The organism is Mycobacterium scrofulaceum, assembly GCF_002086735.1.
Taxonomy (GTDB): Bacteria; Actinomycetota; Actinomycetes; order Mycobacteriales; family Mycobacteriaceae; genus Mycobacterium; species Mycobacterium scrofulaceum.
Genome location: NZ_MVIJ01000008.1, coordinates 69,741 through 81,861 on the forward strand (window position 1 = coordinate 69,741; position 12,121 = coordinate 81,861).

The following is a 12,121-nucleotide window of genomic DNA, read 5'->3' on the forward strand; positions in this document are numbered from 1 at the left end:
CCGCCCCTCACGCGGGCGCCGCGGCGCGCAGCCGCTGGGCCAGTCCGGTCGCGCGCACGGCGCGGCGCTCGATGGCCGCCCGCACCGCGGCCGCGGAACCGGCCACCCGGACCCTGGTCTTCGCCCGCGTCACCGCCGTATAGAACAGTTCGCGCGTCAGCAGGCGAGAGTCCTCGGGCGGCATCAGCACCGTCACCTCGTCGGCCTGGCTGCCCTGGCTCTTGTGGATCGTCATGGCATGCATGGTCTCAATGTCGGTGAGCCGGCTGGTCGCGAAGCCCAACGTTCCGGCGGCGCCGGCGATGACGGCCCGCAGCCCCTCGGGGCCCGCCACGACCACCCCGGTGTCGCCGTTGTACACCTTGAGCCCATAGTCGTTGGCCGTCACCAACACCGGCCGGCCGGCGTACCACGGCGACGACACCGGCTGGCCGGTCTCCTCGGAAAGCCAGCGCTCCACCTGCCGGTTCCAATGCGTCACCCCGTACGGCCCCTGCCGGTGCGCGCACAACAACCGGTGCTCGTCGAGCGTCGCCAACGCCACCTCGGTGGCGCCGAGCAGCGCGGCCTCGCGCACCCGCAGCGCGTGCGGAACCAGCACCGCACGCAGCCCGCCGGCCGGCCCGTCGGAGTCGAGCCACTCGACGTGTTCGCCGCCGGACCGCAGCAACTCCAGCACCCGGTCGGCGTCGCCGACCCGGATCGCCTCGGCCAGCGCGCCGATCGACTCGCCGAACCGATGCGGTGTGCGCAGCGCCGCCACCCGCACGTCGTCGCGCGCGGTCAACCCGTCCACCAGGTCGGCCAGCACCGCGCCGGCCTCCACCGAGGCCAGCTGGTCGGGATCGCCCACCAGGATCAGCCGCGTATCGGGCCGCACCGCCTCCAGCAGCCGGGCCATCATCGTCAGCGACACCATGGAGGTCTCGTCCACCACGATGACGTCGTGCGGCAGCCGGTTGCCGCGATTGTGTTTGAAGCGCACCGACGTGTCCGGCCGCGCGCCCAGCAGCCGGTGCAGCGTCGTCGCCGGCAGGCCGGTCAGCCGTGCCCGGTCGGCCGCGTCCAGCCGGCGCACCTCCGCGGCCACCGCCTCGGCGAGGCGGGCCGCCGCCTTGCCGGTCGGCGCGGCGAGCGCGATCCGCGGACGCGGAAGGCCGCCCAGCTCGGCCTGCCCGGCCAGCAGCGCCAGCAGCCGCGCCACCGTGGTGGTCTTGCCGGTGCCGGGGCCGCCCGTCAGCACCGTAACCGCTTGGGAGACGGCGAGTTCGGCGGCCGCCCGCTGTTCGTCGTATCCGGCCGGGAAGAGTCGGTCGAGGGCGGCCACGTCGCCTCGTGCCCCGGGCGCGGACAGCGCGAGCAGGTCCGCACACACCTGCTCCTCCTCCAGCCAGTACCGGTCGAGGTACAGCAGGTCGCCGAACAGTCGCAGCACCGGTGGCGAGCCGAGCAGCGCGCTGGCCCGCACGGCGGCCATCCACCCGTCCGGGTCGGGCCACTCCAGGTCCGCGACGTCCACCTGCGCCGGGGCCGCCCGCAGATCCACGCACACCGAACCGCCCCGCAGCGCGCGCACCAGCAGGGCGACCGCCACCGCCACCCGCTCGTCGGGCTCGCCGGCCAGTGCCGTAAGCCGCTGCGCCACATGGACATCGGCCGGCTCGAAGACGCCTGCCTCGGTGTGCGCCCGGAGCAGGCCGTCGGCGGTGATCGCCTCCAGCGTCACGCGACCGCCCTCCCGTCGAGCAGGTCGGACAACTCGGCGATCAGCGTCGGTGGCGGCCGCCAGCTGAACACCCCGGACGGGTGCCCGTCGACCAGGGGTGTGGCCGCGCCGCACATCCCGCGCACGAACAGGTACAGCACACCGCCGAGGTGCCGATCCGGGTGGTAGCCCGGCACCCGCCAGCGCAAAAACCGGTGCAGCACAACGCTGTACAGCAGGGCCTGCAGCGGGTAGTCCGAGTGCAGCATCGCCTCGACCAGGCGCGGCCGGTCATAATCGGCGGACGTCAACGGTCGGTCGGGATCGCCGAGCCAGTTGGTCTTGTAGTCGACCACCAGATAGCGCTGCGCCGCGCCGTCCGGCACGCGCAACACGGCGTCGACGGAGCCGGTGAGGTAGCCGCGCAACGGCTGCTCGCCCAGGGGGCGGCTCAGCAACCGGCCGGCATAGGACGCCAGCGCGTCGTCGGCCGGCAGGTGCGCGCGCAGCGCCGCGCCCAGGTCCGCCAGCCGGATCTCGGGCAACGCCGAGCCGACGTCGCCCCCGGCCAGCGGGAACTCGAAGTCCAACTCGCGCAGCCGATCCGCCGGCCCGATCTGGCGCAGCGTGCGGCCGCCGGCCAGCGGGCCCAACGGCGTGTCGTGCATCGGCACCAGGGCCGCCGCCAGCACGTCCGCGGTCACGTCGACCGGCCACCACACGGAGTGGGTGCGGACCTGCGACGCCAACTCGGCGGACAGATCGGCGGCCAGCGGGTCGGCCGTCTCGAGCACCGCGTGCACCAGCGTGCCGAACGTGGCGCCCACCGGCAGGTCGGCCATCGGGGAGGGCACCGCCGGACCCGATGCGGCCTGAGCCACGGGGACGTCGCCGGACTCGTCGTCGAGCTCGGTGACCTCGGGCTCGCTGCCCACCCCGGTGGATTCGAAGGCTTCCGCCACCCGGATGAGACCGGAGTAGGAGGTGCGCCGCCACCCGGCGTCGATGCCGCGGTGGAAGTGGCGGTTCTCCAGGTCGGACGGCACCGGCTCGGGCGGCACGGACGGCGCCGCGGCCACGACCGACCGCTCGATCACCGGACCGCCCGCCGCCTCCCATTCGCGCAACCGGTCGAGGGCGTCGTCGTCGGAGACCTTCGCCGGTTCGCACCGGTCGGGCACGAAGGCCTCGCCCGGCCGGCGGCCGCGCAACAGCCGCGACAGGCCGCCGTTGGGCTCGTCGAACGCCGGCGACCACCACGCCACCACCTGGGACTGGGCGCGGGTGAGCGCCACGTAGGTCAGCCGGCTGTCGTCGCTGGCGTCCTCCTTGCGGCCCAGGATTTCCACGGTCTTGAAGTCCGGGCTGTCCTTGCCGCCGATGTGCAGGCAGCGCACCCCGTCGTCGTGGAACAACACCACGTCGCGGTCCTGGGTGTTGCGGTTGAACGCGAACGGCAGGTACACGATCGGGTACTGCAGGCCCTTGCTGACGAACACCGTCATGATCTGCACGGCGGCCGCGTCGCTGTCCAGGCGGCGGTTGCGTTCGGGTGCGCCGGCGCGTTCCTCGCGTTGCCTGCGCAGCCAGTCGCGCAGCGCGGGCAGGCTGGACCGCTCCCGGTGCGCGACCTCCCCCAGCAGCTGCGCGATGTGCGCCAGGTCGGTCATATGCCGTTCGCCGCCCTGGGCGGACAGCACGCGGTCGCCCATCCCGGAAAGTTGTGCGGCCTCGAAGATGGCGGCGACGCCGCGTTCCCGGGCGTGACCGGCCCACTCGCGCAACGTTTCCGCGACCCGGTCGGTCAGCGCGTCGCCGCCTGCCGCCAGCGATTCCGCGGTCTCGCCGAAGAACATGGTGGCCGCGGCGGCGCGGACCATGCCCGGCCGGTGCGGCTGGTCGAAAGCCTCCAGCAGGCACAGCCAGTCCTCGGCGGCGTCCGACGCGAACACGTCGGAGTCGCCGGTGTAGACGGCCGGCACCCCGGCGTCGCACAGCGCCCGGAAGCAGGCGGCGGCGTCCTTGTGCTTCTCCACGATCACGGCGATGTCGCGGGCCCGCAGTGGCCGGCCGGCGAACGTCGCCCCGGCCGCGAGCAGGACGCGGATGTCGGCCGCGACGTCGGCGCCGATGTGGGCCCGCAGCTCGTCGATCGGCAGGTTCTGTAGCCCGCTGCGCCCCAGCGTTTCTCGCTGAACGACCCGCAACCGGAACGGGTCGTTGCGCGGGGCGCCGGCGAGCCGATGCCCCTGGTGGTAGGCGTCGACGTCGTCCACCACGATCGCGGGGTCGCCGAGTTGGGCGCCCAGCAGCACCACCTGCAGGCGCTCGACGAGCGCGGCATCGCTGCGCCAGTTGGTGGCCAGCGTCTTCTTCTCGCCGGCGGTCTCGGCCGCCCGCAGATACGTCACGATGTCGCCGCCGCGAAACGCGTAGATGGCCTGCTTGGGATCACCGATGAGGATGACGGTGGAGCGCCCGCTGAACGCGCGGTCGATCACCTGCCACTGCACCGGGTCGGTGTCCTGGAACTCGTCGACCATGACGATCGGCCAGCGGTGATGCATGCGGGCCCGCGCGGGGGAGTCTTCGGTGGCCAGCGCATCGGCGAGCCGGCTCAGCAGGTCGTCGTAGTCCAGGACGCCGAGCCGCCGCTTGCGCGTGTCCAGTTCCGCGAGAACCTCTTTCGCGAATCCCACGCACACGGCGGCCCGCGAGCCCGGTTCGGGGTGCAGCGGCCGGAGCTGCGTCGACGGGTTCCTGACCACCTCGCGCGCCAGCCGCAGCGCATCGCGGTAGGTCAGCGCCGGATCGTCACGCTCCCCCCCGAAGTGGGCGAGGTACAGGTCGTCGACGATCTGAACGATCAGCTCGTCGAGGCTTTCCAGCAGCGTCACGTTCGCCGCGGTGTCGCCCGCCACGCCCAGCGACTTCAACACCAGCTGGCAGAACTGGTGCGTGGTGGCGATGGTGGCCGCGTCGAAGCCCGCCAGCGCGTCGCGCAGGCGCTGCCTGCGCGCCGCGCGTTCGTCGTCGGTGCCGTCCAGCAGGTACGCCACCAACTCGTTGGCGCCCGCGCCGTCGTCGAAGGCGGCTACCGCGTCGACGATTTGGCCGCGGACACGCTCGCGCAGCTCCTGGCTGGCGGCCCGCCCGAACGTGATGAGCAACATCTGGTCCAGCGTCGCCGCGCCCTCGGCGACGTAGCGGGTCACCAGGCCGGCCAGCGCGAACGTCTTGCCGGTGCCCGCGCTGGCCTGCAGCACCGTGGTGGAGCGCTCGGCCGGCAGCGGGCCGAGCAGGTCGAAGCGCGCCATCGCGCCGCTCATTTCACGGCTCCCTCTGCGCGCGCAGCATCGGCAGCCAGACCCGGGCGGCGTAGGCGCCCAGCCGGGTGTCCTCGCCGTCACAGTCCTCGCCCGCCGCCACCGGCCGCATCAGCTCGGTCAACCGGGCGTTCTTGCCCCACGCCCGCACGTGGGCCGGCTCCTCGTGTTCGTACTTCCACCGGAATTGCGCCTCCCGCAACGGATCGTCGCCGCAGTGCCGGGCGGCCGCCCAGGCGTAGGACGTCTTGACGGGCAACGGGATCGGCTCGCGGCGGCCCGCGTCGTAGACCGCGACCAGCTCGCGCAGCACCGACACCGCGTCCTCACGCGGCCGTCCCAGCCCCTCCATCCGTGGCGCGGTACCCCGCTTGCGGCGGCCGATGCAGATCGCGGACCAGTCGCGGGAGGGATCGTGAGCGACCAACGCCAGCAACGGAATCCACGATTCGAGCAGGTGTTTGCCGTCCAGTTTGGAGTACGTCACCGACACCAGCCGGTCCCCGTAGACGGGCGAGACCGTGCCGGTGAGCCGTCTCCCCGAGCCGAGATCGACGTCGACGTCGTACGCGCGGGCGTCGGTCCGGCGGTGCTGCTGGGCGGCGGCCGCCAGCAGGGCGGCCTGATCGCGGATGTCGGTTGCCGTGCGCCACCCCAGTTGGCCCGGCGGCAGCGTGCCCCGCCGCCACTCGGCCTGGCGGGCGTCGTCCGGCGTCCACCCGCGCAGGATGTCGCCCAGCATCCGGTCCCCGACCGACCACTCCTCGAGGCCGTCGAGGTCGACGGGCATGGCGTCCTGCACGCCGTCGACATCGCGCGGCAGGGTGAACTCCAGGGCGCGGAAGAAACCCTTGACCGGGTCCTTGAAGAAGCCGACGAGGTCGGCGAGGTTGACATCCTCGGCGGGTGGCGGCGGCAGCGGCCCCGAGATGAACCGGGGCTTCTCGCCGCGCTCACCGGTGGCGGCCCGCGCCGCGCGCAACACGGTCGGGTCGAAGCTGAACGGAACGTCGGGCACCAGCCCGCCGGGGACGACGTTGCGAATGTCGAAGGGCTGCAACGGGTGTGCGACGACGACGCGGTCGCGGACACTGCCGGCGGTGGTGACGTCCAGCGTGTCCAGCAGCTCGGCCAGCGGCACCGCCGGCGGGCGCGGCTGGCCCGAGTATTCGTTGGCGCCGGTGTAGGTGATCACCAACTTCTCGGAGGCCGCGCCGACGGCGTCGAGCAGCAACTGCCGGTCCTCGGAACGGATGTCACGTTCGCCGGTCATCGGGTCGCGGGCCAGCGCGTCGTCGCCGTCGACCACCCCGAGGCGCGGGAACACCCCGTCGTCGAGCCCGACCAGGCACACCACCCGATGCGGAACCGAGCGCATCGGCACCATCGTGCACACCGTGAGCGTGCCGGTGCGGAAGTTGGCGCGCGTCGGGCGCCCCGCGAGTCGCCCGTCGAGCAGTGCCCGGACGTCGGGCAGCCGCAGCACCGTGTCGGCCCGCGGCCCGGCGTCGGCCAGTGTCGAAGCGAACTCCCGCTGCAGCTGGGCGGTCTGCCACAGGTCCGCGTCGGCGACGCGCGTCAACAGGTCGATGCCCTCGGCCAGCGCGGCCAGCCAGTCGCGCAGCGTCCGGGCCCCCGTCAGCGAGTCGACGACTCGTTGCAGCCGGGCAACGAATTCGGCGAACTGGCCGGCCAATTCGACGCGGTTACTGCTGACGTCGTCGAGGGGCAGGGTCGCGTCGATCCAGGCGTGCGAGTCGTCGGACATCGCGACGCCGGCCAGCACCCGGTCGATGCCGAAACGCCAAGTGTTGTGCACGAAGTCGACGTGATAGGGCCGCCGGTGCTCCTGGTCGAACCCCCACCGGATGTTGGCCTGCCGGACCCAGCGGGTGATGGCCTCCAGATCGTCGTCGGTGAAGCCGAACCGGGCGCGCACCGGCGCGGCCTCGGCGAAGTCGAGCACCTCGCTGGCGGTCACCCGGCTGCCGGCCAGGGCCAACAACTGCGAGGCCACCCGGAGCAGCGGATTGGTCTGCAGCGGCGAGCGGTCGGCGAGCCGCACCCGCAACCGGTGCGCGGGGTGCGCGCCGTGCACCACGTCGCCGAGCCCGAAGTCCGCGACGATCAGCGGCGCGTACGTCTCGATGTCCGGACACATCACCAGGATGTCGCGCGGCTGCAGCGTCGGGTCGTCCTGCAGCAGGCCGAGCAGCACCTCCCGCAGCACGTCGACCTGGCGCGCCGGCCCGTGGCAGTTGTGCACCTGCACCGAGCGGTCCTGGGCGGCGAGGATACGCCCTTGTGGCCGAACGGCATTCGCGGCGATGTCGGACTGCAGCCAGCCCAGCAGCGTGGCGGGCCGCGCCGGTGCGGGCAGGTATTCGTCCGTCTGGGCGTCGGCGGGCAGGCCGCGTTGCAGCTCGCGCAGGTCCCGCCCCAGGGTGGCCAGCAGCGGATGGCCAACGATGCGGTGGCTGGTGTCCGCGCGGCGGGGGATCGCGCCACGGGCGCCGGCCAGCGCCCGCCAGAGTTCGTCGCTGGGGTGCGGCAGCCACAGGTGCAGATCGTGGTGGGCCGCGACCGCGTCCAGCAGCTCCACGTCGGTGCTCGCCAGCCGGGTGTGTCCGAACAGCGACAGCCGGGGCGGGAGGCCGCAGGGGCCTTCCCGCAGCCGGGTCACCGTCTTGTGGTGGCGGACATGCGGGGGGTCGGCGGGCACCGCGGCCACCAACGCCCGCCACAGCTCGGGCTGCCAGGCCAGATCGGGGTCGAGGTCGCCGGCGTCGCCCGCCAGCCAGTCGGCGAGCAGCCGCGGACGCTGCCTGGCATACGAGGCGAACAGGCCGGCCAGCCGGCGCGCGACCGAATAACGGCGCCCGCGACGCAGCTCGGCCTCGGTCTCGGTCGGCGCGAAGTGGCCCAAATGCGTTGCCAGAGTGCGACACCACGGCTCGTCCAGCGAGTGGTCGATCACCGCCAGCAGCGGCCAGGCCAGCGCGTCCGGCGACCACGGATCGTCGTCGGCCGTGCCGGTGAGCTCGGCGACCAGGGAGCCGGGACTGCGGAACGCCACCCCGGCGCACACCCCGTCACCGCCCCGGGCGCGCCCGAGCACGTGCGACAACCGCTGACTGAGCCACCGTTCGACGCCGCGCGCCGGCACCAGCACCAGTTCTTGGGCGAACGGGTCGGTCAGCGGGTGGGCCAGCAGGGCGCCGAGGCCATCGGCAAGGAGGTCGGTGCGCTCGGCACGGTGGAGGTGAAGCGCCATCGCGGTGCCACGATAGCCCCGGACGCCGACACGGGTGGGTGGTTAGGCCCTACTTGGCCAGCGTGAACTGGTTGATGTCGATGTAGCCGTCCCGGAACGCCTTGGCGCAGCCGGTCAGGTATCTCATGTACCGCTGGTAGACCTCTTCGGACTGGATCTCGACGGCCTCGCGGTGGTGCGCCTCGAGCGCCGCGGCCCACAGGTCGAGCGTGCGGGCGTAGTGCAGCTGCAGCGACTGCCTGCGGACCAGGTTGAAGCCCATCTTCGAGGCGTGGAATTCCACCATCTCGATCGGCGGCAACTGGCCGCCCGGGAAGATCTCGCGGGCGATGAAGTCGTTGAAGCTGGTCTGGTCCTCGGTCATCGGCAGGCCGTGTCCGACGATCTGGTCCGGCGTCAGCATGGTGATCGTGTGCAGCAGCATCACACCGTCGTCGGGCAGGACGCGGTAGGCGGTCTGGAAGAAGTCGTCGTAGCGGTCGTAGCCGAAGTGCTCGAACGCGCCGATGGACACGATCCGGTCGACGGGCTCGTCGAACTGTTCCCAGCCCTGCAGCAGCACCCGCCTGCTGTGCGTGGTGGTCATGGCGTCGAACATCTTCTGCACGTGCGCGGCCTGGTGCTCGGACAGCGTCAGCCCGACCACGTCGACGTCGTACTTCTCGATCGCGCGGCGCATCGTGCCGCCCCACCCGCAGCCGACGTCCAGCAGCGTCATGCCGGGCCGCAGCCCCAGCTTGCCCAGCGCCAGGTCCATCTTGCGCAGCTGCGCCTCTTCGAGCGGGATGTCCCGCATGCGATCGAAGTAGGCGCAGCTGTAGGTCATCGTGGGATCGAGAAACAGCCGGAAGAAATCGTCGGACAGGTCGTAGTGCGCCTGGACGTCCTCGAAATGGGGAGTCAGGTTTTCTGTCATGCCAGCTAGCGCCTTTCCAGGTCCGGGGCCATTCAGCTGGTTCACGAGCGCGCGGCGCAGCTGGTTCACCATGGCTTCCCGTCAATGCCGGAATCAAACTTCGGCGCCCATGCGGGGAATTCGGATGAGGCTACCCCCGTTTACCCGTGTCAGCCAGAGATTTGAGGAGGCACAGATGGAGGCTTGGGACGCGATCCGCGCCCGGCGCAACGTCCGGCAGTACAAGCCCGACCCGGTTTCCGAAGGCGACCTGAACCGCATCGCCGAGGCCGGATGGCGCGCCCCCTCGGCCAAGAACCGACAGCCGTGGGACTTCGTGATCGTCACGGACCGCGCGCAGCTCCACGAGTTGTCCACCGTCTGGCAGGGTGCCGGGCACATCGCCGGTGCCGCCGCGGCGATCGCGATCGTGGTGCCCGTGCCGCCCGACGAGCGCAGGCTGGTCACCGACAATTACGACGTCGGGCAGGCCACGATGGCGATGATGATCGCGGCCGCGGACCTGGGCATCGGGACCGGGCATTCCTCGGTGGGGGACCAGGAGAGGGCGCGGGCCATCCTCGGGGTCCCCGAGGACCGGCTGGTGGCCTTCCTGCTCGGCGTCGGGTATCCCGCCGACCGTCCCCTCGTGCCGATCCGCACGCCGAACCGGCGGCCCTTCTCCGAGGTCGTCCACCACGGTCGCTGGTGACGAGGAGGCCGGGCGCAGCGCCGCCCCGGGCGTGCATGATTAGGCCATGAACAGACACGAGATCACCGAGCAGATCGTCCTGGCCCGCCTGCGCCTGGGCCTGACGTGGCAAGAGCTGGCCGACGCCATCGACCGGCCGGTGGTGTGGACCACCTCGGCGCTGCTCGGCCAGCACCCCATTCCCCCCGAGCTGGCAACGGTTCTCGTCGAGAAGCTCAAGCTGGACGAGTCGGTGGTGCCCGTGCTGGCGGCCCCGCCCATGCGGGGCGGGCTGCCCGCCGCCGTCCCGACCGACCCGACCATCTACCGCTTCTACGAGGCCCTGCAGGTGTACGGCGGCGCCATCAAGGAGCTGATCCACGAACAGTTCGGCGACGGCATCATGAGCGCGATCAACTTCAGCGTCGACCTGCAGAAGAAACCGCACCCGTCCGGCGACCGCGTCGTGGTGACGTTGGACGGCAAATTCCTTCCCTATCAATGGGTCTCGGCCCAAGGGTGAAGTGACGGCGCGCCGCATCGGTGCCACACTTGCCGCGAGGAGGCGAGCAACGCGGCGGCCGGGTCTTTTCCCGGTCACCGCGTTCGCCACTCAGCTCATCAACACGGCCCGCCCTACAGCCCGAACTCGGCCTCGATGCCGTCGATCCCGGCGCGGATGGCCGTGAGCGCGTCGGCGCGGGCGCGCAACTTCGTTGCGGCGTGGGCGTGTTGGCGCAGGCCGGCGAATTCCCGCGCGGCCTCCTCGGCGCGACTGACCACCATCTCCGGCAGCACGATCTCGTCGACGAAGCCCGCCGCCAGCGCCGTCTCGCCGAAGAACGTCTTGGCCAGCCCGGCGGCCTGCTGATAGGCCGACCGGGTGAGCCGCAGCTTCATGATCTCCAGGGCGGCGTACGGGATGACCATGCCGATCGCCACCTCGTTGGCCTGAACGTTGTAGGCGTGCGCGGCCACCCGGTGGTCGCCGGAGCACAGCAGGAACGCCCCCATCGCGATCGCGTGTCCGGTGCAGGCCATCACCACCGGCTTGGGATGGGACAACAGCCGGTAGGCCAGCTCGAAGCCGCCGCGCAGCATGTCGATCGCCGGCTGCGCTTCGCCGGAGGTCAGGATCTTCAGGTCGAATCCGCCGCTGAATACGCGCTCGTTGCCGGTGATCACCAGCGCGCCGGCGTTGTCCGCCTCGGCCCGGTCGATCGCCTCGCCCAGGGCCTGCTGCATCGTCGGGCCCAGGGCGTTGACCTTGCCGTCGTCCATCCGGATGACCGCGATGGACTCCTTGAGGGAGTAGTGGACCGGGCCGCTCATCGGTTGCTGGCTCCTTGCCGTCACGCGGTCTGAGTGTGGTGTTTGCCCAGGTCGTCCTCTGCCTCACCCCAGCGCAGGCTGACGTCGGTGGGCTCGTCGAGCTGGCGGGTGCGCCACCTGTCCTGCGTTTCCCGGACGGCGCCGTTGATCCGTTCGATCTCGCTGCGGAACACCTCGGGTCGGGTTTCCTTGCTGGCGTAGTGGAAGTAGGTGAGCAGCCCGCGCAGCAACTCCAGCTTCTGCTTCTCGCGCTTCGCCAGGTCGTGGGTGGTCATCAGCTCGATGCGCTGGACGGGCGGCAACGAGTCCCAGTCCAGCACCACCGGGGTCTCCAGCGGCAGCCGCTCACGCTCCCAGAACCGCCAGCTCTGCGGGCGCTCCGGGGAGTCGAAATAGCTGATGGTGCCGGTGAAGCGGGATTCGATGCCGCTGCCGATCTCGGCGCGGTCGAGCGCCGAATCCCACACCATGCGCCATTCCTGGCCGGGCGCCAGCACCGGCAACTCGCGGGGCAGCCGCAGCTCGACGACGTCGGCGTAGCCGTCGGTGGCGTTCTCGTATTCGGCCACCGTTGGGGGATTGGTGAACGAGAACGTGATGTCGTACGCCGCGGTCTGGCCGAAGTTCCTGACCACCAGCTCGATCACGTGCCAGTCGGCGGGATGCGGCTCCATGAACATCGCCAGCTGCGGCCGCGTCTGCTCCGCGGCCAGTCGGCGGTTGCGGGCGATCTGCCGGCTGGTGAAGACGAGGGTGACGACGGCGAGCGCGATCGCCGCCCACGCCGCCCACGCGATCCAGGTGCTGGACCCAACGTGCGTGATTCCGTGCCAGCTGTCCTGGATCCACCCCATGGAATCCACCTTCCGCTTATATCACAGGCCGGGTACCGTCTCGC

General features: G+C 71.6%; 8 protein-coding genes. 2 read left to right on the forward strand and 6 right to left on the reverse strand.

Annotation, left to right across the window (positions count from 1 at the left end):
- Positions 1 to 7 precede the first annotated feature (7 nt).
- From recD to BST44_RS07545, 4 genes are read right to left on the reverse strand one after another with little or no spacing between them, the layout of a single operon-like run.
- Complete coding sequence (gene recD / locus BST44_RS07530; protein WP_083176247.1) at positions 8 to 1,726, reverse strand: exodeoxyribonuclease V subunit alpha; 1,719 nt, start codon at positions 1,724 to 1,726, stop codon at positions 8 to 10.
- On the reverse strand, positions 1,723 to 5,022 hold the full coding sequence (recB, locus tag BST44_RS07535) for an exodeoxyribonuclease V subunit beta (RefSeq protein WP_083176385.1): 3,300 nt from the start codon (positions 5,020 to 5,022) through the stop codon (positions 1,723 to 1,725). Before recB ends, recD begins: the two co-directional genes overlap by 4 nt.
- A gap of 13 nt (positions 5,023 to 5,035) precedes the next feature.
- Positions 5,036 to 8,305, reverse strand: coding sequence for an exodeoxyribonuclease V subunit gamma (gene recC / locus BST44_RS07540; RefSeq protein ID WP_083176248.1), 3,270 nt, complete (start codon positions 8,303 to 8,305; stop codon positions 5,036 to 5,038).
- A 49-nt stretch (positions 8,306 to 8,354) separates the two neighbouring features.
- Positions 8,355 to 9,221: a cyclopropane mycolic acid synthase family methyltransferase gene (locus BST44_RS07545; RefSeq protein ID WP_083176387.1), complete on the reverse strand. Its 867-nt coding sequence runs from the start codon at positions 9,219 to 9,221 to the stop codon at positions 8,355 to 8,357.
- Between the two features lie 175 nt (positions 9,222 to 9,396).
- Here BST44_RS07545 and BST44_RS07550 point away from each other — a divergent pair, with 175 nt between their 5' ends.
- The gene (locus BST44_RS07550; protein WP_083176249.1) at positions 9,397 to 9,912 is read left to right on the forward strand and encodes a nitroreductase family protein; all 516 of its coding nucleotides are present in this window, start codon (positions 9,397 to 9,399) and stop codon (positions 9,910 to 9,912) included.
- 46 nt (positions 9,913 to 9,958) lie between these two features.
- Complete coding sequence (cynS, locus tag BST44_RS07555; protein ID WP_083176250.1) at positions 9,959 to 10,414, forward strand: cyanase; 456 nt, start codon at positions 9,959 to 9,961, stop codon at positions 10,412 to 10,414.
- Positions 10,415 to 10,527: 113 nt separating this feature from the next.
- Here cynS and BST44_RS07560 read toward each other — a convergent pair whose 3' ends face one another.
- Positions 10,528 to 11,223 (reverse strand): crotonase/enoyl-CoA hydratase family protein, encoded by a 696-nt coding sequence (locus tag BST44_RS07560; protein WP_083176251.1) that lies wholly within the window; start codon positions 11,221 to 11,223, stop codon positions 10,528 to 10,530.
- A gap of 20 nt (positions 11,224 to 11,243) precedes the next feature.
- Positions 11,244 to 12,077, reverse strand: coding sequence for a DUF8453 domain-containing protein (locus BST44_RS07565; protein WP_083176253.1), 834 nt, complete (start codon positions 12,075 to 12,077; stop codon positions 11,244 to 11,246).
- Positions 12,078 to 12,121 lie beyond the last annotated feature (44 nt).

Excerpts from the sequence above, each read along its gene's own strand:
- recB (WP_083176385.1), bottom strand. The coding sequence starts at position 5,022 with ATGGCGCGCTTCGACCTGCTCGGCCCGCTGCCGGCCGAGCGCTCCACC.
- recC (WP_083176248.1), bottom strand. The coding sequence starts at position 8,305 with ATGGCGCTTCACCTCCACCGTGCCGAGCGCACCGACCTCCTTGCCGAT.
- BST44_RS07545 (WP_083176387.1), bottom strand. The coding sequence starts at position 9,221 with ATGACAGAAAACCTGACTCCCCATTTCGAGGACGTCCAGGCGCACTAC.
- BST44_RS07550 (WP_083176249.1), top strand. The coding sequence starts at position 9,397 with ATGGAGGCTTGGGACGCGATCCGCGCCCGGCGCAACGTCCGGCAGTAC.
- cynS (WP_083176250.1), top strand. The coding sequence starts at position 9,959 with ATGAACAGACACGAGATCACCGAGCAGATCGTCCTGGCCCGCCTGCGC.
- BST44_RS07560 (WP_083176251.1), bottom strand. The coding sequence starts at position 11,223 with ATGAGCGGCCCGGTCCACTACTCCCTCAAGGAGTCCATCGCGGTCATC.
- BST44_RS07565 (WP_083176253.1), bottom strand. The coding sequence starts at position 12,077 with ATGGGGTGGATCCAGGACAGCTGGCACGGAATCACGCACGTTGGGTCC.